The sequence below is a fragment of the Stenotrophomonas maltophilia group sp. RY12688 genome, assembly GCF_052149045.1.
Classification (GTDB): Bacteria; Pseudomonadota; Gammaproteobacteria; order Xanthomonadales; family Xanthomonadaceae; genus Stenotrophomonas; species Stenotrophomonas sepilia.
Window position 1 is genome coordinate 1,145,093 of sequence record NZ_CP197389.1, and the last position, 19,535, is coordinate 1,164,627.

The window sequence follows — 19,535 nt, forward strand, 5'->3', positions numbered from 1 at the left end:
GAGCGCCTGCATGCCTTCGACTGCCCTGATCCAGAACGACATCGTCGTCTTCGGTTTGATTGCCGCCACCCTTGGCGCCGTGTTCTGGACCGCCTCGCGAGAGCAGGGCCTGTGGAAGCGCGTCTACACCTTCGTGCCGGCACTGCTGCTGTGTTACCTGATTCCCGGCATCTACAACACTGTGGGCCTGATCAACGGGCAGAACACCCGGCTCTACAACCCGATCGCGCGCGACATCCTGCTGCCGGCGGCGCTGATCCTGCTGACCCTTGCGGTCGACATCAAGGGCATCCTGCGGCTTGGCCCGAAGCTGGTGCTGATGTACCTGGGTGCCTCGGCCAGCATCATGCTCGGTGCGGTGGTGGCGTTCCTGCTGATGCGTGCCGTGCATCCGGAAACCGTGGCCGGAGACACCTGGGCCGGCATGGCCGCGCTGGCGGGCAGCTGGATCGGCGGCGGCGCCAACATGCTGGCGATGCGTGAAGTGTTCGACGTCAATGCGACCACCTTCGGACAGTTCGCGGTGGTCGACGTCGGGGTCGGCTACGTATGGATGGCCGCGCTGATCTTCCTGGCCGGGCGCGCGGCGAAGATCGACGCGCGCAGTGGCGCCGATACCTCGGCCATCGATGAGCTGAAGGAGCGCATCGCGCGCTTCCAGGCCGAACACGAACGCATTCCCAGCCTGACCGACCTGATGCTGATCGTGGCGGTGGCCTTCGGCGGTGTCGGCCTGGCTCACGCCATTGGCGCACCGCTGGCGGCGTGGTTCAAGGCGAATGTCAGCTGGGCTGCGCAGTTCAGCCTGGACGCGCCGTTCGTGTGGGTGGTGGTGCTGTCGACCACGCTCGGCCTCAGCCTGAGTTTCACCCGTGCGCGCAACCTGGAAGGCGCGGGCGCATCGCGCCTGGGCTCGCTGCTGCTGTACTTCCTGATCGCCTGCATCGGCATGCAGATGGATCTGCTGGCGCTGCTGGACCGCCCGTGGCTGTTCCTGCTGGGCATCATCTGGATCAGCGTGCACATCGTGCTGCTGTGGTGCCTGGGCAAGCTGCTGAAGGTACCGTTCTTCTATTTCGCCATCGGTTCGCAGTCGAACATCGGTGGCCCAGCCTCGGCGCCGGTGGTGGCCGCGGCGTTCCATCCGGCCCTGGCGCCGGTCGGCGTGCTGCTGGGGACGATGGGCTATGCCACCGGCACGTACCTGGCCTACATCGTCGGCATCACCCTGCGCGCGCTGGCCGGGCAGGGCTGATACGGTGATGGGGTCAGATCCCTTTTGCGACGCAAAAAGGATCTGACCCCGGTTCCCGGTGAATCACGCCACCGGCAAGCCGCGTTCGATCAACCACGCCTTCGCGTCTTCGGCGTCCTGTTCAAACCACGCCTGGGTAGATCCCAGCCGATACGTATATCCCCACGCATCCATGTCGGCCATCAGCCGCTGGCTGCCGACACCGGGCAGCTGCCCGGCCAGCACGATCTGCAGGTAGCAGGTCGCGTCTTCCTCGGCCACCGAGTCGGTGGCATCGGTGTGCACCTGCGCACGCCGTTCCGGCGGCAGTACGATCAGGTGGCAGGCCTCATGCAGCATCGAGTGCACGGGCGTGTCATCGCGTACGTACACGTTGCTGGCGATGATGCCGGCCTCTGGCTCGCCCCAGTAACTGCCGGGAATCGGTTCGCCGGGCGCCACGTGGTGCAGCCGAAGGCCATGCGCGGCGAGCAGGCGCTGCGCGTCGGCGAAGGCGATGTCGCCCACGCAGGTGATGTCCACGGCGGTTGTCGTATCGGTCATGCGGGTCAGACAGCCCCGCCCATGCAGGCACGGGCGGGGCAGGGGATCAGGGCTTGTCCGGACCTTCGGGCAGCGCCACGGAAATGTCCAGCACGTCGTGCTGGCCATCCTTTACCAGGTCGACCTTCACCGCATCGACGTCGATGTTCACGTACTTCTTGATCACTTCCAGCAGCTCGCGCTGCAGCAGCGGCAGGTAGTCCGGGCCACCACGGTGGCTGCGTTCCTGCGCGATGATGATCTGCAGGCGGTTCTTGGCGGTTTCGGCGGTGGTCTTCTTCGCTTTGAGGAAATCAAACAGGCCCATGCTTACCCTCCGAACAGCTTGCTGAAGAAGCCCTTCTTCTCGACGTTGGTGAAGCGCATCGGGCGTTCTTCGCCGAGGATGCGCGCGACGGCGTCTTCATAGGCCTGGCCGGCAGCGGATTCGACATCCAGGATGACCGGCTCGCCCTTGTTGGAGGCGTTGAGCACGTCGCCCGATTCCGGAATCACGCCGATCGCCTTCAGGCCGAGCACTTCCTCGACGTCGGCGATGCTCAGCATCTCGCCGCTTTCCACGCGCAGCGGGGTGTAGCGGGTCAGCAGCAGGAAGGCCGGCACGTCCTGGCCGGACTCGGCCTTGTGGGTCTTCGAGTCGAGCAGGCCGATGATGCGGTCGGAGTCGCGCACCGACGACACTTCCGGGTTCACCACCACCACCGCACGATCGGCGAAATACATCGCCAGGAAGGCACCCTTCTCGATGCCGGCCGGGGAGTCGCAGATGATGTAGTCGAAACCGTCGGCGGCCAGGTCCTTCAGAACCTTGCCCACGCCTTCCTGGGTCAGTGCGTCCTTGTCGCGGGTCTGCGAGGCGGCCAGCACGTACAGGTTGTCAAAGCGCTTGTCCTTGATCAGGGCCTGCTTGAGGGTGGCTTCGCCGTGCACGACGTTGACGAAGTCATACACCACGCGGCGTTCGCAGCCCATGATCAGGTCGAGGTTGCGCAGGCCGACGTCGAAGTCGATCACCGCCACCTTCTTGCCGCGCCGCGCCAGGCCGCAGGCCAGGCTCGCGCTGGAAGTGGTCTTGCCGACGCCGCCCTTGCCGGAGGTGACTACGATGATTTCAGCCAAAGGACTTCTCCTGATGATTCTGTTTGGGGGCTGCGTCAGTCCAGCGCAGCGATCTTGATCTGGTCCTGTTCCAGCCAGACCTGCACGGCCTTGCCGCGCAGGTTGTCCGGGACATCGTCCAGTACCTTGTAATGGCCGGCAATGGCGACCAGTTCCGCATGGAAATCACGGCAGAAAATGCGTGCCGCAGTGTTGCCCTGGGCCCCTGCCAGCGCGCGGCCGCGCAGGGTGCCGTAGATGTGGATGCTGCCATCGGCAATGACCTCGGCGCCGGCGCCGACGGTGGCCATCACGGTCAGGTCGCAGTTCTCCGCGTACAGCTGCTGGCCCGAACGCACGTTGCCCAGCTGCATGCGGCCCGGCTTTGGTGCAGCCGCGTCGGCCACCTTGGCCACCGGCGTTGCCGGGGCCGGCTTCGGTTCGGCACGGGCTGCGCGGCGCGGCTCCGGTGCAGGCGGCGGCGGGGCCGGTTCGGCCTCGGCACGCTCGTACTGCGCTCGGAACTTGGCCAGCAGCGGCAGGCCGAGCTGCTGCGAGAGCAGGTCGATCGCGCTGGTGCCATAGGCAAGCGCCACCGGCAGCACGCCGGCGCTGCGCAGGCCATCGACCAGCGCCTGCGCGGTGGCCACATCCGGCACCTGGCTCAGGCCGCCGAAGTCGAGGATCACCGCGGCGCGGCCGAACAGCTTCGGGGCGCGGGTCACGCGCTCGCGCATTTCCTGCACGAGGCGTTCGACATCAAGGGTACGGATGCGCAGGTTGGCGATGCCCACCTGGCCGATCTTCAGTTCACCGGCCTGTTCGTAATCGAAATTCACCGCCACGCTCAGGTCCCCGTCGGCCGCTGTGCCTGCGCCGGCAGCTGCCGTGCGCGTGTCCATGCCACATCCGGCAGCTTGCCGCCGTAGGTCTCCTTGACCCAGGGGTAGCTGCACAGTTCCTTGGCCAGCATGCTGGCGCGCACATCGACCTGCGGCATCGTGTTCTGGCCCAGCTCGCGGAAGCCGAAGCTGCCGTGGAAGAGCAGGGCGGCATCGGCGCCATGGTCGAGGAAGACTTCGCAGGTCATCTGCGGGTAGCGCAGTTCGGCGAAGCTCTGCGCGTCGGCATAGAACGCACGGCCGACGCCGCCGCCACGACGGCGGCTGGCGACCACGATGCGGTCGATATAGAAGAACGGGGTGTCCAGCTGCTGCTTGAACCAGGCGAAATTGCTGCTGTCGTGCTGGCTGTCGCTGCCAAAGCCGATCAGGAAGCCGGCCAGGTTGCCGTCGCGCTCGGCGACGCGGAAGTATTCAGCGGTTTCATAGAACAGGCGCAGGCGAGCCGCATCCAGGGGAAGGATGGCCAGGCCAGCATTGTTGTTCAAAGCCAGGACGGAATCGAGCTCGTGCTCGCGCACGTCGCGGATGACAATCGACATTGTGACTCCGTGGGGTAACGCGGTTGGTCCATCAAGGGACCCTGCGCACGATTATTGCATGCCCGGGGTGGGCTGCGGCATGAACAGGCGACTGCAGGGGCATGACTTCCGTGGGAGTGCGCGACGCAGGCCGGGCCCGTAGAGTGCTGGCATGTTGGGAGTCCTCAGCCATACCCGCGTCCTCCGCCTGGCCGGCCTGTTCACCTGGGTCATGGTCGGCCTGCCGCTGGCGTACTCGCAGTTCGAGAACCTGCACAGCCGCGCTGACATGGGCGGCTGGGCGATCCTGCTGTTCGTTGCCTACCTGTCCTTCGGCACGGCCTACTACTGGCTGACCCGCATCCTGCGCAGCGACAGCCACACCAGCTGGCTGGACCGCAGCCTGCTGCTGTTGCTGACGGTCTCGGCGCTGGGGGTCAGCTTCCTCAGCGGGTCGGGCCTGGGCAGCATCCTGATGATGGTGGCCGCCGGGGTCATTCCGTGGATGCTGTCGGTACGGCTGGGGGTGCTGTGGCTGCTGGTGAGCCAGCTGGCCGTGGCTCCGGTCTACTACATGCTGCTGCGCTTCCCGCTGTTCGAAGCGGTGATGCAGTCGCTGCTTTACGGCGGCTTCTCCATGTTCATCTTCGTGACCAGCCTGGTTGCGCGTCAGCAGACCGAGGCCCGCGACGAGCAGCGCCGGCTCAATTCAGAGCTGCGCGCCACCCGCGCCCTGCTGGCCGAGAGCGCGCGGGTCAACGAGCGCACCCGCATTTCGCGCGAACTGCATGACCTGCTGGGCCACCAGCTGACCGCGCTGACCCTGAACCTGGAGGTCGCCGGGCACCTGGCCGAGGGCCAGGCCCTCGACCACGTGAAGCGCTCGCACGCGCTGGCCAAGCTGCTGCTGGGCAATGTGCGCGAGGTGGTGAGCCAGCTGCGCGAGACCGGCGCGATCGATCTGGCTGCGGCGCTGCGCCCGCTGACCGAGAACGTGCCCTCGCTGGACATCCAGCTGGAGATCGAGGATCCGCTGAACGTGGAGGACCCGCAGCGGGCCCACGTACTGCTGCGCTGCACCCAGGAGATCATCACCAACGCGGTGCGCCATGCCAGTGCCCGCCACCTGTGGATCAAGGTGTACCGTGAAGCCCCCGATCGGGTGGTGGTCGAGGCCCGCGACGACGGTGTCGGCGCGGATATGGTCAATGTGGGCAATGGCTTGCGCGGCATGCGCGAGCGCCTGCAACAATGTGGTGGCCAGCTGCAGATCGAAACCCGCCCCGGTGAGGGTTTCCGGCTGCGGGCGACGGTGCCGGCAACGGTGCTGGTGGCGGCCCTTACCAAGGTTCCTGAAGGAGTGCGTTGATGATTCGCGTCTGCCTGGTCGACGACCAAACCCTGGTGCGGCAGGGAATCCGCTCCCTGCTGGCGCTCGACGACGGCATCGAGGTGGTGGCCGAGGCCGGCGACGGCCGGCAGGCGGTCGAGCTGATCCCCCAAGTACGCCCCGACGTGGTGCTGATGGACATGCGCATGCCGGTGATGTCGGGGCTGGAGGCCCTGCAGGTGCTGTCGAGGCAGGAACAGCTGCCGCCGACCATCATCCTCACTACCTTCGACGACGATCAGCTGGTGCTGGCCGGGCTCAAGGCCGGTGCCAAGGGCTACCTGCTCAAGGACGTCACCCTGGCACAGCTGGTCGGTGCCATCCGCACCGTGGCCGACGGGGGATCGCTGGTGCAGCCTGCGGTAACCCAGCGCCTGCTGTCCGGCCTGGAGCACATGCGCAATGAATTCGTCAGCCTGGACCGCCCGGACCCGCTGACCGACCGCGAGACCGAGATCCTGCGGCTGATGGCCAGCGGCTTCTCCAACAAGGAGATCGCCAATTCGCTGGGCGTCGCCGAGGGCACCATCAAGAACCACGTGTCCAACATCCTTTCCAAGCTGGGTGTGCGCGACCGTACGCGTGCCGTATTGAAGGCCTTCGAACTCCAGCTGGTATAAGAAAAATCTTTCAAGTACAAAGACTTGGGTCGTGGCCGGGGGTTTCCGCCAGGGTTGACCCCTACTTGCCGGGTAGCGGTATGCGTTACCCTTCGAATCCTTTGTCCATACAAATACGCAGCCGGCAGGGAAACCGGTGCGCCAATCCCGATAAACAATGCCCGCGAAGCCTGCTAGGATTGGCGCTTCGCTTCAATCAACCCGGCCGTGGGATCGGCCCCGGAGACTCTCTGAATGACCCGTATTATCGAGTTCCTGATCGCCTTGGGGATCGTGGCTGGCCTGTTCGTCATCATTGGCGTATGTCTGCCGGGCGAGCGTCACATCACCGAAAGCATCGAGACCAACCGCAAGATGACGATCGTGTACGACACGGTCAGCAGCCTGCGCCGCTTCAAGGACTGGAACCCGCTGGTACTGCGCGATCCCGCCGTTGACCTGAAGCTGTCCGGCCCGGCCTCGGGTGTCGGTGCCACCCTCGACTTCACCTCCAAGGACCTGGGTACCGGTTCCTGGAAGATCACCGAAGCCGAAGAGAACAAGCGTGTTGTGATCGCCATCGAGGACGCCACCAAGGGTCACGACAAGGTCACCACCTTCAACCTGGAGCCGACCGGCAAGGGCGGTCGCAACGTCAAGATCACCCAGGACTACTCGGTGAAGTACGGCTTCGACCTGTTCGGCCGTTACGCCGGCCTGTATGTCAGCCGCCAGATCGGCGACGACATCAAGATGGGTCTGTCGCGCATGGCCAACATGCTCGCAACCGTGCCGAACGTGGACTACCGCACGCCGGAAGCCCCGCTGACCGACCTGGCCATCGTTGAAGTGCCGGCCGAGAACCTGCTGGTGGTCAACGCCGGCAACGTGGACCGCGGTCAGGACACCATCACCAAGTCCATCAAGGACAACCAGGAGTGGATCAAGCGCGTGATGGAGGCCAATGGCCTTGAAGCTGCCGGTCCGTTCCGCATCATCACCACCGACTTCGGCCAGGAGAAGTACGCCTTCGACATTGCCCAGCCGGTGAAGAAGAAGGGTGCCGAAGGTGCTGCTGCCGACGAGCTGACCGTCAAGATCGACGGCGGCGCTCCGGTCAAGTACGTGCACGTTGCTCCGCACCGTTCGGCGCATGCGGCCTACACCGGCCACATGGCGGGTCTGGACGTGGCGCGCAACGGCCTGCGTGCCTGGGCCGTGACCTCGGGCAACGAAGTCATCGACCGTCCGTACGAAACCTGGAAGGACGGCATCGACAAGTCGTTCACCCCGGAAGGTACCTACGACATCTACTGGGCCGTCAAGTAATCCCCGGCTGAGCCATGTAGTGTTGGACACGAAAACGCGCCGCTCATTGCGGCGCGTTTTTTTTTCATCCGGCGCCCGGCAAGGGGCGCTGCGCAAGGAGCCCTCATGTTCAATCTGGAACGTCGCGCACGTAAGCCTTCCCTGCTGGCCTGCCTCGGGGCGCTGTTGGCTGCCGTCTCGATCGGCCTGTCTGCCTATGCATCGCATGGCGTGGCCGACCCGTTGGCGCAGCAGCATCTGAACATGGCGGCGCTGTATGCGTTCGCGCATGGCGCGGTGCTGGTCGCGCTTGGGCCGCGCGCGCAGGGGGTGATCGCACACCTGGCGCTGTACGTGCTGCTGCTGGGGGTCCTGCTGTTTTCCGGCAGCCTGGTGGGTGGGGCGTTGTGGCAGTGGCCGACACGGATGGCGCCGATCGGTGGCACCAGCATGATGGCCGGGTGGGTATTGCTGGCGATCAATGCGTTGAGGCGGTGAGGGTCGCAGGGCTGTCGCTCCGATCCATGCCGATGCGATCGTGATGGTTCATGGGCGTTACTTTTCTTTTCGCGCGAAAAGAAAAGTAACCAAAAGAAACGCGCCGCCGGTCGCGAGCCGGTGCTGTGCACCGGTCCCCTGTGCTCCTCGGCCCGTCGAGGGGCGGTGCGGAGAGCAGCCGAGCATGGCTCGGCTCTACAGAATCGCAAGCACCTCTTCGCCCTCGCCGGACCTGCGGTGCTCGGCTCGCTTGAAGGCGGATCCAACAGCCGCGCGCTGATCCCTTATAGAGACTTCGAGCGAAGCGACCGGCTTCTGTCTTTACCTTCTTGTTCCATCTCGTGGTGGGCGCGCGCGGAATCCGCCCGGACAGCTCCATGAATTTCGCCCTGCGGCCGTCACGAGGGGCTCAGCCGTTGGCCGGTCTCCAGCACCAGTGCCAGGGTTCGTAGACGATGCCGTGCGGGTTGTCGCGCGGGTAGCTCAACCGGAAGCCGTGCCCAGCGGCATGGGCCTGCAGCCAGGCGAACGCGTCGGTGGCTTCAAATGATTCCTCGGCCGGGGCATCGCCCGGCGTACCGATGTCCAGCGCGTGGCCGCTGTGGTGTTCACTGAACCCCGGCGCGGCATTCACCTTCAGGATCTCCGTCACGCTCAGCCCGCGTGCCAGCTTCCGTTCGAAGATGCCCAACTGGTAGGCATGGCTGCGGAAGCCGGAGATTGCATCCAGTGCGATGCCATCCTGCGCGGCGTGCAGGCGCATCCGTCGCCAGCCCTGCGCGGCGCCACGGCGCAGCCACAACGGGCGGCCGAAGCGGTCGCGGCCAGCGAAGTGCAGCAGGCACGGTTCGGGTTCCAGCGGCAGGCCACTGTCGTCGGCATAGCGCTGCGCATCCAGGCCGAGCTGCCGCAGGCGCTGCTGCAGCCCGGCGAGGGGCAGCCACTGCGCTTCCAGATCTGCACCGAACGGCCGGGCCGCAGCTGCATCCAGCAAGGCCAGTGCTTCCTCGGCCCCGGGCTCGCGCGCCAGGCGCGGCACCATGGCGTGCACGCCGTGTTCCACCACCGCCGCCAGGTAACGGCCATCGCACTTGCGCCGCAGCACCCAGTTCGCTCGTGACAGCAGGCGCGCGTCGAGATTGCTGCGCGCACGCAGCAGGCCGGCCGGCCACAACTCGATGGCTTCGGTATTGATCAGCAGGGGCAGGCGTCGTTGCATCGCCGCAGCTTACTGCCGCGGGCCCGGCACGGCCACCTTGCGCAGTGCTTCCAGCAGCGCCTGTGGCCGATCGAGACTGAGCAGCAGGGTGCTGCCATCGCGGACCGGCAGGGCGAGGACGCTCGCGCGGTTGGTGACCAGGGCGAAACCCTTGCCACCGCCCTGCAGGCGAAAGTGACCGGAATAGAAGCCCGGCATCGCGTAGCCGTTGGTCTTGAAGCGGATGCCATAGCGGGGGTCACGCTGCAGGTCGACCACCTCGGCCTGGTCCAGCCGCAACTGCGCCACCGGAACGCGGCGGCGGTACATCGTCGAACGCACGTCCAGCATGCCATCGGCCAGTTCCACCCGGCGGCGGAAGAATGCTGCGCCCAGCCCGATGCCTAGCGCTGCAATGACCAGCAGGCTCCAGGCGGCGCTGCCGCCCATCCGGAACCAGGGTGGCGACAGCGTTACTTCGATCCAGGGCGCCGTCGCCGGCGCCTTGTACAACTGCGCATACAGGCAGGCCACGAAGGCGGCGAGCAGGGGCAGCACGATCCACAGCACGCGCAACGGCGAGCTCTCGGCCACCTCGTACTGTTTCGGATCGCTGGCGCCCATGGCTCAGGCCTCCTTCTTGAACACCAGCATCGCCGGGCGCATCGGTGCGGGGATGATGATGTTGACCAGTTCCCAGCCCAGTTGGCCCTGGCGGCTCAGCTCGCTCTGGATGTCCTCGGCCTTGAGCAGGCCCATCATGGACGTCTTGACCTCGATCGTCTGGTAGCTCCAACGCTTGCTCATTCCTTGTCCTCCGAAGATGGCGTGGGTTTCGGCAGGCGTCCTGCCTTGCGCAGGGCGTCGCGCAGCACGTATTCGATCTGTGCGTTGAGGCTGCGCAGCTCGTCGTCAGCCCAGCGTTGCGCCGCGGCCAGGACCTCGGCGTTGATGCGCAGCGGATAGGCTTTCTTCTCACTCATGCAAGCTCCTGGCGGGGCGGTGGGGCGCCCCGTTGCGAGGGTGGTTCAGTACAGCGAACCGGCGTTGACGATCGGCTGGGTGCCGCGGTCCGAGCACAGCACGGTCAGCAGGTTGCTGACCATGTGCGCCTTGCGTTCCTCATCCAGCTGCACCACGCCGTTCTTCTGCAGTTCGGCCAGGGCCATTTCAACCATGCCGACCGCACCGGCCACGATGCGCGTGCGTGCAGCGATCACTGCGTTGGCCTGCTGCCGCTGCAGCATCGCCTGGGCGATTTCGGCGGCGTAGGCGAGGTGGCTGATGCGTGCGTCGATCACCTGCACGCCAGCGTCGGCCAGGCGTTCGGCCAGCTCGTTCTTCAGGTGCTGGGAGATCTCGCTGGCATGGCTGCGCAGCGCCAGCTGTCCCTCCTCGTGCTGGTCGTAGGGATAGCTGGTGGCCATCGCGCGCAACGCCGATTCGGACTGGATGTGCACGAAGCTCTCGTAGTCGTCCACGTTGTAGACGGCCTCGGAGGCATCGACCACCTGCCAGACGATGACCGCAGCAATCTCGATCGGGCTGCCGTCCAGCTCGTTGACCTTCAGCTTGCCGCTCTCGAAGTTGCGCACGCGCTGGCTGACCCGGCGCTTGGCATAGAAGGGGTTGTTCCAGCGCAGGCCGTTGTCCTTGACGGTGCCGACGTACTTGCCGAACAGGCTCAGCACCGCCGCCTGGTTGGGCTGGATGGTGTACAGGCCGGCCAGGATGAAGACCGCAGCGAAGATCACCAGCATGCCGGCCAGCATCAGCAGCAGGTTCGGTGAGCCGGAACCGGTCCTGGTCGTCGCCCCGAGTACGAACAGTGCGGTACCCGCCAGCGCGACCAGCAGGGATCCGGCCAGGGTGCCCAGGCCGTTGAGGGAGGCAAGCGACTTCTCTTTCATGGCGGTACGTCCTTGAGGGTTCGAATTGAAGATATCAAATTGATATCACTTGTCGACTACCGTTCGTCGGATGCCATGGTCAGGGTGCGCGGCCAGCTAGAATGCCCACCCGCCTTCACGTCGCTGCTGGAACCGCCATGGCCAAGCTTGGAACTCCGTTGTCCCCCTCCGCCACCCGCGTGCTGCTGCTGGGCTCGGGCGAACTCGGCAAGGAGGTGGCCATCGAGCTGCAGCGGCTGGGCGTGGAAGTGATCGCCGCTGACCGCTACGCCGATGCCCCGGCCATGCAGGTCGCCCACCGCTCGCACGTGATCGACATGCTCGATGCGATGGCGCTGCGCGCCCTGATCGCCCAGGAGCAGCCGCATCTGGTGGTGCCGGAGATCGAGGCCATCCATACCGAGACCCTGGTCCAGCTGGAGCAGGAGCAGGGCCTGCGGGTGATCCCGACTGCGCGCGCCGCACGCCTGACCATGGACCGCGAGGGCATCCGCCGCCTAGCCGCCGAAACCCTGGGCCTGCCGACCTCGCCCTACCGCTTCGTCGATACCGAGGCCGAATACCGCGCTGCCGTGGCTGCCATCGGCCTGCCGTGCGTGGTCAAGCCGGTGATGTCGTCCTCGGGCAAGGGCCAGAGCACCCTGCGCAGCGAAGCGGACATCGCTCCGGCCTGGGAGTACGCACAGACCGGTGGCCGTGCCGGTGCCGGCCGCTGCATCGTCGAAGGTTTCATCGATTTTGATTACGAGATCACCCTGCTGACCGTGCGCCACGCCGGCGGCACCTCATTCTGTGCGCCGATCGGCCACCTGCAGAAGGATGGCGATTACCGCGAAAGCTGGCAGCCGCAGCCGATGTCGAGCGCGGCACTGGCACGTGCCGAGGAGATCTCACGTGCGATCACCGACGACCTTGGCGGTTGGGGCCTGTTCGGCGTCGAGCTGTTCGTGAAGGGCGACGAAGTGTGGTTCAGCGAAGTGTCGCCGCGCCCGCACGATACCGGCCTGGTGACCCTGGTTTCGCAGGAACTGAGCGAGTTCGCGCTGCACGCGCGCGCGATCCTCGGCCTGCCGGTTCCGGTGATCCGCCAGAGTGGCCCGTCGGCGTCGTGCGCGCTGTTGGCACACGGCGAGGGTGTGCCGTACTTCAACAATGTCGCCGCCGCGCTGCAGGTACCGGATACCGCCGTGCGCCTGTTCGGCAAGCCGAGCGTGCATGGCCACCGCCGCGTCGGTGTGACCCTGGCGCGCGCGGAAACCATCGACGAAGCACGCGCCATCGCGCGTGATGCCGCCGACGCCATCGGCGTCGAGCTGCGCCCCTGAAAAAGGAGCGACGACCAACGGTCGTCGCCTACCGAAACCCGGTGGGTACCGACCGTTGGTCGGTACGCTCAACGTGCAGTCGACTCTACCGCACGTCCACCCACACCAGGTGGTGGTCGCTGCCGTCGGCGATCTTCGCTTCCGGGCTTTCATTGGCCGGCCAGAAGATGCCGCTGCCCACGTACTCGAAACCGGTCGAGGGAAGCACGTAGTCCAGGCGCATGGTGCCGGACTTCGGGCCGAAATCGCCGGTGGCGTGGAACGGTGCGCCCTTGCGTTCGATGCCCTTGGCCGCATAGGCCAGGCTGGTCTGCTCGCCGCCGACGCTGCGCGGGGTGGGGTAGCGCAGCACGCGCGCGTTCTCGATCAGCTCGACGATCGCCTCGTGGCGGCCATCGCCATCGACCGGGTCGTTGTTCAGATCGCCGAGGATCACGAAGCGCGCGTCCTCCGCCAAGCCGCCGCACTGGCCCTTGTCGTCGCACAGCCAGGGCTTCTCACCCTTGGACAGGTATTCCTGCCACAGGCGCAGTTCGTCGTGGTTGCGTGCCGCGTTGCGCTTTTCCGGGCCGTCGAACACCGGCGGCGTCGGATGCGAGACCAGCGCGTGCACCACGCCGGCCGGGGTCTTCACCGGCACGTCCCAATGCGACTTCGACGACAGGCGCAGCTGCGACCACACATGGTCGTTGTAGAAGCTCTGGCCGGTACGTGGGTCGACCGGGCGGATCGCGCCGGGCATCGCGCTCCACTTCAGCAGCTGGAAGCTGCGCACCTTGGCTTCGTCGATCGGGTAGCGCGACAGCACCAGCATGCCGTACTGGCCCGGGTGCAGGCCGTAGCCCCAGGCATCGTTGCCGCGGCTGCGGCCTTCGCCGCCGACCACGCCGTTGTTGTCCAGATCCAGGCCGCTGGGCACACCGGTGTTGACCGGCGCCAGGTAGCGGTAGGCAAAGTGCAGCGGCTTGCCGCCGCCGGGCTGGGCGACTTCCAGGTAGCGCTTCTGGAACAGGTCGGCGGCGCGATGGGCATCGTCGAAATCGAATTCATTCAGCAGTACCAGGTCCGGGCGCACCTGCTGCAGCACGGCGGCGATCTTGCGTGCGTGCTCGCTGTCGCCCTCCAGTTCCTTGATCAGGCCACCGGCATCATCGGAGTACAGCGAAGTGTTGTAGGTGGCCAGGCGCAGCGCAGTGGACGGCTTCTCAGTCATCGCGGGGGACGTGGCAAAGGCGGGGGCGGTGGCGCCGCAGAGCAGGGCCAGGGCGAGGATCAGGGGTTTGGCGTTCATCCCCCTATTCTGCACCCGGCCCGGTGTCAGCGGTTTGTCAGCGCCCGTCCAGTTCGTTGTCGAAATCGTGCCAGCAGCGGCCGTCGTAGGCCTCAAGGGGATGGAAGCGGCGCTTGTAGTCCATCTTCTGGTGCCCGCGGATCCAGTAGCCCAGGTACACGTGCGGCAACCCCTCGCGGCGCGCCCACTCGATCTGTTGGAGGATCGCGAAGGTACCCAGCCCGCGCGCGGCGTGGTCCGGGTCGAAGAACGTGTAGACCGCCGACAGGCCATGCTCGGTGACGTCGGTCACCGCCACCCCCAGCAACTGGCTGGGCTGGCCGTCGTGGCCGGGCAGGCGCATCTCCATGAAGCGGGTGTGCGACCAGCTGCCGATCAGGAACTGCTCGAACTCGTGCGGGCCATGGTCGTCCATGCCGCCATCGGCGTGGCGGTGGGTGAGGTAGCGGTGATACAGCGCGAACAGGTCGTCACGGGCGGTGGCGGCGGTGATCCGCACCTCCAGGTCGTCATTGCGGGCGGCACAGCGGCGCTGGCTGCGGTCCGGGGCGAAGCGGGCCACCGGGATGCGCACCGCCACGCAGGCCTGGCAGTGCGCGCAGTGCGGCCGGTAGACCAGATCACCGCTGCGGCGGAAGCCCCAGCTCAGTGCCAGCGGGTACAGGCCACCCAGCCGGCGATCGTGCGGATCCAGCACCAGGTCGCGCGCCACCCGGTCGGACCAGTACCCGCAGGGGTGCTCGCCGGTCTGGAAAAGCCGCAGTTCGTCGTCTCTATCGCCGTGTAGTGCCATGGGCACAGCATAGCCCCAGCCCGTCGCAGTGGCGGCGACTGTCCGGCGGATGAATGGAACCGGCCACGGCGTCAACCGATGTCGCGCCCGGGCGTTGTTGTCACTCGAGGGTGAAGTGATCACCCCGACGCAATTCCCATTCCCAGGAGTGACCCCATGATCCGTACCCCCCTGCTGCTGGCCCTGCTGCTCGGCACTTCCGCCTCCGGCATCGCGCTGGCGGCCGACACCCCGGCCACGTCGGCGCAGCGCCCGGCCAAGCTGGACACCAATGGCGACGGCGTGATCGACCGCAGCGAGGCGGCTGCCAACCCGCGCCTGGCCGCGAAGTTCGACGAGCTGGACAGGAACAAGGACGGCAAGCTCTCGCGCGATGAGATGCCGCGCTGGCAGCATGGCCGCCGTGGCCACGGCGGTGAGCGCTGGGCCAGGCTGGACCTCAACAAGGACGGCCGCATCAGCCGCGACGAGGCCAAGGCCGACCCGCGCCTGGCCGCGCGCTTCGACCAGCTCGACCTCAACAAGGACGGTTACCTGGACAAGGCTGACCGCGAGCTGCGCATGAAGCAGCATCGTGATGCCTGGTTTGCTGCCGCCGACACCAACAAGGATGGCCAGCTGAGCAAGGCCGAGTTCGACGCGGCCAAGGGTCCGATGCACGGTGGCCCGCGCCAAGGCGGTCCGCGCGACGGCGGTGCACCGAAGTCGCAGCGCTGATTCATCGCGCGCTGACCGACCACGACGCCGGCGTACTGCCGGCGTCGTGCGTTGAGGCCCTAGCGGCCGCTGGAATGGGCCATGGCATACAGCACGACGCCCAGCACCACGATGTTCATGGCGATGATCCCGGTACGCCCATACAGCGATTCATACACCCAGTTGGTGCCGGTGCGCCCACGCCGCGACGAATCGCGCGCGATCAGCGGCGCCATGATCTGCTGCAGCGGTCCCAGGCACTGGTAGTTCACCAGACCCATGCCGAGCACCAGCACCAGCAGATGCACCCACGTCGGGGTCTGCAGCAGTACCACCGCCAGCACTGCCAGGCAGCAGGCCATGGCTGTCCAGGTGTTCATGCGCACAAAGCGCCAGACCCGCGCGCGTTCGGCATCGGTCTTGGCATAGGACAGCAGGAATCGACCGCCCAGGTAGCTGCCGATCACGCCGCCGGCAACGCCACCAGCGAACGCGCCCCAAGTGCTGGCCGGAATCATGTGCAGGTAGCCCAGGGTGGCGGTGACCGAGCCCATGGCTGTACCCCCGGCCACGCTGGCCCCGCCCAGGCCCAGCTTGCTGCTGCCCACGCCGACGCCGGCGCTCAGCAGGATCGCGGCACTGGCGGTGCCGGGTGCGGCCACCAGCACCATCGACACCACGGCGGTGGCGAAGGCGGCGCTCGGCGCGCTGCTGCGCGCGAACTCACCGAAGCGCTGCAGCAGGCCGTCGCGCACCAGCGCGCGGGCGCGCGACAGGCGCTTGCGCACCGCAGCGTCGCTGAGCCCGAGCAGGTCGGCCACCTGTTGCGAGCGCTGGCCCTCGCGGTAGTACAGCAGCAGCACTTCGCGGCTGTCTGCGGGCAGGGCAGAGATGATCTCCTCGGCGGCGATCTCCTCTTCCACCCGCTGCAGGCGGTCGGCAGCACCCGGGGCGGGGTCGGCGGCCATGCCCATCGCCACCTCGGCCGCCTCGCCAGTCAGCGGGCGCCCGCGCTGGGCGCGCAGCCAGTCGCGGGCGAGGTTGCGGGTGATCTGCCGCAGCCACGGCAGGAAGCTGGTCGCGCTGCGCAGCTGGTGCAGCTGCTGCCAGCCCTTCACAAAGGCCTCCTGGGCGATGTCCTCGCTGGCCTGGCGGTCCCGGGTGATGGCCAGCGCGATGGCGGTGACCGTGTTCTGGCAGGCCAGCACGATGCGGCCGTAGGCGTGCTGGCAACCGCTGGCGGCGGCGGGCAGTTCACGTTCCAAGGTCTGGTCGATCGATACGGTGAACGTCGTCATGGCGGCGGCTCTCCTGCGGGGATTGTGTCCCGTGACGGAGCCGCGCGCGAAGTGTGACCAGCATTCTGTGCGGTAGTGCCGGCCGCTGGCCGGCATCCTCATTCACCCGCGAATCATTTCGAGGGCTGGATGCGGACCCGGACTTCTTCCTCTTCCGGCGCGGCCTGCGGGGCCGGTTGCGCCTGCTGCGGCTGGGCCTGCGGGGTGGGCACCGGGGCGCCGCGATGGCGCAGGCCGATCACCAGCGCCACGCCAGCGATCACCACCAGCAGCGCGATGCGGATGCGCCAGGCCCAGCTGCGGCCGCCGCTGCCCGGTTCCGGCGCGTCGCGGAAGGCGAATTCGGCGGTGGGGTGGTCACGGCGGGTAGTGTCGAGCAGGCGCGCTTCGCGCAGGATTTCGCGCGCGCGCGGCTGGTCGTCGGCACGCACGATCCATACCGCCGGATAGGCGTTGGCGTTGCCCAGGTCGGTATAACTGAACTGGCCGCGGCGACGGGTCTTGTACGAGCGCCCGTTGGTCACCTTGACGTCGATCCCATGCCCGCGCAGGAGCTCGGCCACGCCTTCGACGGTTTCCACGCGCTGGCTGCTGAAGATCTGGCGCATGGGTTACTCCTTGGCCGGCACGGCGGCGGCCGCGGCCTGGTCGGGAACCACGCGGATCAGGCCTTCCTGCGCAGTGCTGGCCACCAGCACGCCGTTGCGGGTGAAGAACTGGCCGCGGGCCAGGCCGCGCGAATCCTGCGCGCTGGGGCTGTCCAGCGAGTACAGCAGCCAGTCGTCGGCGCGGAACGGGCGGTGGAACCAGATTGCGTGGTCGAGCGAGGCCATCTGCACGTGCGGGTGGTAGTAGCTGATGCCGTGCGGGAAGGTCGCCGTGCCCAGCAGGTGGAAGTCGGAGGCATAGGCCAGCAGCGCCTGGTGCAGCTCCGGGGCATCGCCGACCGGCTCGCTCAGGCGCAGCCACACCTGGTGGTAGGGCGGGCGCTTGGGCGGGTTCAACTCGTCGCGCGGGTAGACGTGGCGGAACTCGAACGGGCCGCCACGCGACAGCCAGCGCTGCACCTTGATCGGCAGCCGCTCCAGCACTTCGGCCGGCAGCGGCCGGTTCGGTTCGATGTCTTCCGGCTGCGGCACTTCAGGCATCTTGTGCTGGTGCTCGGCGCCGGTCTCGGCCTGCTGGAACGAGGCCGCGCAGAAGAAGATCACCTTGCCGTGCTGGATCGCGGTGACCCGTCGCACCGAGAAGCTGCCGCCATCGCGGGTGCGGTCCACGTCGTAGACGATCGGGTGGTCGATGTTGCCGGCGCGCAGGAAGTAGGCGTGCAGCGAGTGCACGTGGCGGCCGTTGTCGACCGTGGCCTGCGCCGCAGCCAGGGCCTGGCCCAGCACCTGCCCACCGAACACGTACTTGGTGCCGATGTCGCGGCTCTGCCCGCGGAACAGGTTGTCCTCCAGCCGCTCCAGCGTGAGCAGGTCGATCAGCTCGGAGACGACGGGTTCGGGCGTGTCGTTCAAGGGGGCGGCCACAGCAGTGAAAGAGGGCCTGATTATACCGGTCAGGGGTCAGATCCCTTTCGCCCGGCGAAAGGGATCTGACCCCGGGCGGGGCAACCGCTACTTGCCCAGGCGCGCCGCCAGGGCCTGCAGGGCGTTCTGTGCGTCCGGGGCGAACCAGGCCTCGACGAAACGGTCCAGCTGGATCAGGTCCGGGTGCAGCGCTTCGTGCAGGTCGGCGCGAGCGATGGCGCGGGTCAGCAGCATCGGCTGCCGAGGCTGCTTGAGCAGGTTCTGCAGCCAGGCCACGGCGCGGGCCACCACCAGGTCACCCTCAGCCAGCTCGTCGACCAGGCCGATCTGCAGCGCCTGTTCGGCCGGCACCAGCGAGCCGGTGGTCAGCAGCACGCCGGCGCGGTGCACGCCCACCGCACGGCGCAGCAGGCGCTGGATGCCCTCCGGCGCGATCAGGCCCACCTGCACCTCGTTCAGGCCGATGGCATACGGCCGCGACGGATCGGCGCTGCGCGCCATTACCCGGTAGTCGCAGCACAGGGCCAGCACGCAGCCGCCGGCCGGCGCGTGGCCGGTAATCGCTGCGACCACCGGGATGCGGCTCTCAGCCAGTGTGCGCACGGCGCCAAAGAAAGCGTTCCAGGTGTCCAGCAGCTTGTGCTTGTCATCGCCATGCGAGAGCAGGTGCGGCACGTCCATTCCACCGGTGAAGATGCGCTCGCTGCCCGACAGTACGATGCCGTGCGCGTCTTCGGCCATGGCCAGTTCGATGGCATGGATCAGCTGCCGGCACAGATCGGTGTCCAGTGCATTGACCGGCGGCCGCGCCAGGCGCAGTTCGCGGATGGGGCCGTGGTTGATCACCTCGATGAGCGTCGTCATGCTGCGGTCTCGTTGCGAAGAAGGAACCTGGGCGATGATAACCAAACCATTCGTTGGCGTACTGTGGGTGCTGTGTGCGGCCGCAGCATCGGCTTCGGCTGCGGAATCACGCTGCGTCACGGTGGAGCAGGGCTGGGCGCGGTTGCCACCGAATCCGGCGATGCCGATGACTGCCGGCTATGGCGTGATACACAACGGCTGCAGCAGGGCGGTGGTGATCACCGGTGCGACCAGCAGTAGTTTCGGCGACGTGTCGCTGCACGAGACCACGATCGTCGATGGCGTCAGCCGGATGCGCGCGATCGAGCGCCTGCCGCTGGCAGCCGGCGCGCGTGCCGAACTCAAGCCTGGCGGCCTGCACCTGATGCTGATGCAGGGCAAGGGCGCGCTGAAGGAAGGCCAGGCGCTGCCGTTGCGGCTGCAGCTGGAAGGCGGTGGCGAAGCGAGCGCGACGTTGACCGTCCGCAAGGCCGCGCCGTAGCGGGATGGTAGTGCCGGCCGCTGGCCGGCAGCA

Annotated in this window: 24 protein-coding genes; 8 read left to right on the top strand and 16 right to left on the bottom strand. The window is 67.1% G+C overall.

What is annotated here, in order from left to right; all coding sequences use genetic code 11:
• Positions 1-10: 10 nt before the first annotated feature.
• Positions 11-1,255, top strand: coding sequence for a DUF819 family protein (locus ACS0OT_RS05310; RefSeq protein ID WP_329889370.1), 1,245 nt, complete (start codon positions 11-13; stop codon positions 1,253-1,255).
• A gap of 63 nt (positions 1,256-1,318) precedes the next feature.
• Here the strand turns inward: ACS0OT_RS05310 and ACS0OT_RS05315 are convergent, their stop codons facing one another.
• The 5 genes from ACS0OT_RS05315 to ACS0OT_RS05335 are packed head-to-tail and all read right to left on the bottom strand — an operon-like array spanning position 1,319 to position 4,340.
• Positions 1,319-1,798, bottom strand: coding sequence for a hypothetical protein (locus ACS0OT_RS05315; RefSeq protein WP_005415681.1), 480 nt, complete (start codon positions 1,796-1,798; stop codon positions 1,319-1,321).
• Between the two features lie 46 nt (positions 1,799-1,844).
• Positions 1,845-2,105 (bottom strand): cell division topological specificity factor MinE, encoded by a 261-nt coding sequence (gene minE, locus ACS0OT_RS05320; protein WP_005408532.1) that lies wholly within the window; start codon positions 2,103-2,105, stop codon positions 1,845-1,847.
• 2 nt (positions 2,106-2,107) lie between these two features.
• A complete protein-coding gene (gene minD / locus ACS0OT_RS05325) occupies positions 2,108-2,917 on the bottom strand; it encodes a septum site-determining protein MinD (protein ID WP_005415682.1) in 810 nt (269 codons plus the stop codon).
• 35 nt (positions 2,918-2,952) lie between these two features.
• A complete protein-coding gene (gene minC, locus ACS0OT_RS05330; RefSeq protein ID WP_049413254.1) occupies positions 2,953-3,798 on the bottom strand; it encodes a septum site-determining protein MinC in 846 nt (281 codons plus the stop codon).
• On the bottom strand, positions 3,744-4,340 hold the full coding sequence (locus tag ACS0OT_RS05335) for a GNAT family N-acetyltransferase (RefSeq protein ID WP_005415684.1): 597 nt from the start codon (positions 4,338-4,340) through the stop codon (positions 3,744-3,746). Before ACS0OT_RS05335 ends, minC begins: the two co-directional genes overlap by 55 nt.
• Before the next feature lie 151 nt (positions 4,341-4,491).
• Here ACS0OT_RS05335 and ACS0OT_RS05340 point away from each other — a divergent pair, with 151 nt between their 5' ends.
• From ACS0OT_RS05340 to ACS0OT_RS05355, 4 genes are all read left to right on the top strand, one after another.
• A complete protein-coding gene (locus ACS0OT_RS05340) occupies positions 4,492-5,688 on the top strand; it encodes a sensor histidine kinase (RefSeq protein WP_053497662.1) in 1,197 nt (398 codons plus the stop codon).
• The gene (locus tag ACS0OT_RS05345) at positions 5,688-6,329 is read left to right on the top strand and encodes a response regulator (protein ID WP_006424175.1); all 642 of its coding nucleotides are present in this window, start codon (positions 5,688-5,690) and stop codon (positions 6,327-6,329) included. The genes ACS0OT_RS05340 and ACS0OT_RS05345 overlap by 1 nt, the downstream gene beginning before the upstream one ends.
• Positions 6,330-6,563: 234 nt before the next feature.
• A complete protein-coding gene (locus ACS0OT_RS05350) occupies positions 6,564-7,637 on the top strand; it encodes an SRPBCC family protein (protein ID WP_005415686.1) in 1,074 nt (357 codons plus the stop codon).
• A gap of 105 nt (positions 7,638-7,742) precedes the next feature.
• Complete coding sequence (locus tag ACS0OT_RS05355) at positions 7,743-8,114, top strand: DUF423 domain-containing protein (RefSeq protein WP_005415687.1); 372 nt, start codon at positions 7,743-7,745, stop codon at positions 8,112-8,114.
• A gap of 409 nt (positions 8,115-8,523) precedes the next feature.
• Here the strand turns inward: ACS0OT_RS05355 and ACS0OT_RS05360 are convergent, their stop codons facing one another.
• From ACS0OT_RS05360 to ACS0OT_RS05380, 5 genes are read right to left on the bottom strand one after another with little or no spacing between them, the layout of a single operon-like run.
• Complete coding sequence (locus tag ACS0OT_RS05360) at positions 8,524-9,333, bottom strand: M15 family metallopeptidase (RefSeq protein ID WP_164092688.1); 810 nt, start codon at positions 9,331-9,333, stop codon at positions 8,524-8,526.
• Positions 9,334-9,342: 9 nt separating this feature from the next.
• Positions 9,343-9,936, bottom strand: coding sequence for a PH domain-containing protein (locus tag ACS0OT_RS05365; RefSeq protein WP_065178115.1), 594 nt, complete (start codon positions 9,934-9,936; stop codon positions 9,343-9,345).
• A 3-nt stretch (positions 9,937-9,939) separates the two neighbouring features.
• Positions 9,940-10,119, bottom strand: a complete 180-nt coding sequence (locus ACS0OT_RS05370; protein WP_005415690.1) for a DUF4177 domain-containing protein — start codon at positions 10,117-10,119, stop codon at positions 9,940-9,942.
• Positions 10,116-10,295 carry an Arc family DNA binding domain-containing protein gene (locus ACS0OT_RS05375; protein WP_065178114.1) on the bottom strand — a complete coding sequence of 60 codons (180 nt, stop codon included), beginning with the start codon at positions 10,293-10,295 and terminating at the stop codon, positions 10,116-10,118. Before ACS0OT_RS05375 ends, ACS0OT_RS05370 begins: the two co-directional genes overlap by 4 nt.
• A gap of 45 nt (positions 10,296-10,340) precedes the next feature.
• A complete protein-coding gene (locus tag ACS0OT_RS05380; protein WP_061480381.1) occupies positions 10,341-11,222 on the bottom strand; it encodes an SPFH domain-containing protein in 882 nt (293 codons plus the stop codon).
• Positions 11,223-11,359: 137 nt separating this feature from the next.
• Between ACS0OT_RS05380 and purT the strand changes: the two genes are divergently transcribed.
• Positions 11,360-12,547, top strand: coding sequence for a formate-dependent phosphoribosylglycinamide formyltransferase (gene purT / locus ACS0OT_RS05385; RefSeq protein WP_139726818.1), 1,188 nt, complete (start codon positions 11,360-11,362; stop codon positions 12,545-12,547).
• Positions 12,548-12,632: 85 nt separating this feature from the next.
• On the opposite strand, the gene ACS0OT_RS05390 is transcribed toward purT, so the two are convergent.
• Positions 12,633-13,838, bottom strand: a complete 1,206-nt coding sequence (locus ACS0OT_RS05390) for an endonuclease/exonuclease/phosphatase family protein (RefSeq protein ID WP_065185994.1) — start codon at positions 13,836-13,838, stop codon at positions 12,633-12,635.
• A gap of 37 nt (positions 13,839-13,875) precedes the next feature.
• Complete coding sequence (locus tag ACS0OT_RS05395; protein ID WP_329844041.1) at positions 13,876-14,631, bottom strand: arginyltransferase; 756 nt, start codon at positions 14,629-14,631, stop codon at positions 13,876-13,878.
• A gap of 156 nt (positions 14,632-14,787) precedes the next feature.
• On the opposite strand from ACS0OT_RS05395, the gene ACS0OT_RS05400 reads away from it, so the two are divergent.
• Entirely contained in the window at positions 14,788-15,348 is a 561-nt protein-coding gene (locus ACS0OT_RS05400) for an EF-hand domain-containing protein (RefSeq protein ID WP_065185993.1), read from the top strand.
• A 59-nt stretch (positions 15,349-15,407) separates the two neighbouring features.
• Here the strand turns inward: ACS0OT_RS05400 and ACS0OT_RS05405 are convergent, their stop codons facing one another.
• The 4 genes from ACS0OT_RS05405 to ACS0OT_RS05420 all read right to left on the bottom strand — a co-directional run bounded on the left by ACS0OT_RS05405 (position 15,408) and on the right by ACS0OT_RS05420 (position 19,021).
• Positions 15,408-16,625 (bottom strand): RNA polymerase sigma factor, encoded by a 1,218-nt coding sequence (locus ACS0OT_RS05405; RefSeq protein ID WP_065185992.1) that lies wholly within the window; start codon positions 16,623-16,625, stop codon positions 15,408-15,410.
• Positions 16,626-16,738: 113 nt separating this feature from the next.
• Positions 16,739-17,233 carry a pathogenicity-like protein gene (locus tag ACS0OT_RS05410; RefSeq protein WP_139726821.1) on the bottom strand — a complete coding sequence of 165 codons (495 nt, stop codon included), beginning with the start codon at positions 17,231-17,233 and terminating at the stop codon, positions 16,739-16,741.
• Positions 17,234-17,236: 3 nt separating this feature from the next.
• The gene (gene tesB / locus ACS0OT_RS05415) at positions 17,237-18,157 is read right to left on the bottom strand and encodes an acyl-CoA thioesterase II (RefSeq protein ID WP_005408551.1); all 921 of its coding nucleotides are present in this window, start codon (positions 18,155-18,157) and stop codon (positions 17,237-17,239) included.
• 87 nt (positions 18,158-18,244) lie between these two features.
• Positions 18,245-19,021: an enoyl-CoA hydratase/isomerase family protein gene (locus ACS0OT_RS05420; protein ID WP_005415699.1), complete on the bottom strand. Its 777-nt coding sequence runs from the start codon at positions 19,019-19,021 to the stop codon at positions 18,245-18,247.
• A 34-nt stretch (positions 19,022-19,055) separates the two neighbouring features.
• Here ACS0OT_RS05420 and ACS0OT_RS05425 point away from each other — a divergent pair, with 34 nt between their 5' ends.
• Positions 19,056-19,502 (top strand): copper chaperone PCu(A)C, encoded by a 447-nt coding sequence (locus ACS0OT_RS05425; RefSeq protein ID WP_065178108.1) that lies wholly within the window; start codon positions 19,056-19,058, stop codon positions 19,500-19,502.
• Positions 19,503-19,535: the final 33 nt, after the last annotated feature.

Excerpts from the sequence above, each read along its gene's own strand:
- ACS0OT_RS05380 (WP_061480381.1), bottom strand. The coding sequence starts at position 11,222 with ATGAAAGAGAAGTCGCTTGCCTCCCTCAACGGCCTGGGCACCCTGGCC.
- ACS0OT_RS05400 (WP_065185993.1), top strand. The coding sequence starts at position 14,788 with ATGATCCGTACCCCCCTGCTGCTGGCCCTGCTGCTCGGCACTTCCGCC.
- ACS0OT_RS05405 (WP_065185992.1), bottom strand. The coding sequence starts at position 16,625 with ATGACGACGTTCACCGTATCGATCGACCAGACCTTGGAACGTGAACTG.
- ACS0OT_RS05425 (WP_065178108.1), top strand. The coding sequence starts at position 19,056 with ATGATAACCAAACCATTCGTTGGCGTACTGTGGGTGCTGTGTGCGGCC.
- ACS0OT_RS05360 (WP_164092688.1), bottom strand. The coding sequence starts at position 9,333 with ATGCAACGACGCCTGCCCCTGCTGATCAATACCGAAGCCATCGAGTTG.
- ACS0OT_RS05310 (WP_329889370.1), top strand. The coding sequence starts at position 11 with ATGCCTTCGACTGCCCTGATCCAGAACGACATCGTCGTCTTCGGTTTG.
- minC (WP_049413254.1), bottom strand. The coding sequence starts at position 3,798 with ATGGACACGCGCACGGCAGCTGCCGGCGCAGGCACAGCGGCCGACGGG.
- ACS0OT_RS05395 (WP_329844041.1), bottom strand. The coding sequence starts at position 14,631 with ATGGCACTACACGGCGATAGAGACGACGAACTGCGGCTTTTCCAGACC.
- ACS0OT_RS05355 (WP_005415687.1), top strand. The coding sequence starts at position 7,743 with ATGTTCAATCTGGAACGTCGCGCACGTAAGCCTTCCCTGCTGGCCTGC.
- ACS0OT_RS05335 (WP_005415684.1), bottom strand. The coding sequence starts at position 4,340 with ATGTCGATTGTCATCCGCGACGTGCGCGAGCACGAGCTCGATTCCGTC.
- ACS0OT_RS05345 (WP_006424175.1), top strand. The coding sequence starts at position 5,688 with ATGATTCGCGTCTGCCTGGTCGACGACCAAACCCTGGTGCGGCAGGGA.
- ACS0OT_RS05420 (WP_005415699.1), bottom strand. The coding sequence starts at position 19,021 with ATGACGACGCTCATCGAGGTGATCAACCACGGCCCCATCCGCGAACTG.
- ACS0OT_RS05315 (WP_005415681.1), bottom strand. The coding sequence starts at position 1,798 with ATGACCGATACGACAACCGCCGTGGACATCACCTGCGTGGGCGACATC.
- purT (WP_139726818.1), top strand. The coding sequence starts at position 11,360 with ATGGCCAAGCTTGGAACTCCGTTGTCCCCCTCCGCCACCCGCGTGCTG.
- ACS0OT_RS05375 (WP_065178114.1), bottom strand. The coding sequence starts at position 10,295 with ATGAGTGAGAAGAAAGCCTATCCGCTGCGCATCAACGCCGAGGTCCTG.
- ACS0OT_RS05390 (WP_065185994.1), bottom strand. The coding sequence starts at position 13,838 with ATGAACGCCAAACCCCTGATCCTCGCCCTGGCCCTGCTCTGCGGCGCC.
- ACS0OT_RS05370 (WP_005415690.1), bottom strand. The coding sequence starts at position 10,119 with ATGAGCAAGCGTTGGAGCTACCAGACGATCGAGGTCAAGACGTCCATG.
- ACS0OT_RS05365 (WP_065178115.1), bottom strand. The coding sequence starts at position 9,936 with ATGGGCGCCAGCGATCCGAAACAGTACGAGGTGGCCGAGAGCTCGCCG.
- minE (WP_005408532.1), bottom strand. The coding sequence starts at position 2,105 with ATGGGCCTGTTTGATTTCCTCAAAGCGAAGAAGACCACCGCCGAAACC.
- ACS0OT_RS05410 (WP_139726821.1), bottom strand. The coding sequence starts at position 17,233 with ATGCGCCAGATCTTCAGCAGCCAGCGCGTGGAAACCGTCGAAGGCGTG.
- ACS0OT_RS05340 (WP_053497662.1), top strand. The coding sequence starts at position 4,492 with ATGTTGGGAGTCCTCAGCCATACCCGCGTCCTCCGCCTGGCCGGCCTG.
- ACS0OT_RS05350 (WP_005415686.1), top strand. The coding sequence starts at position 6,564 with ATGACCCGTATTATCGAGTTCCTGATCGCCTTGGGGATCGTGGCTGGC.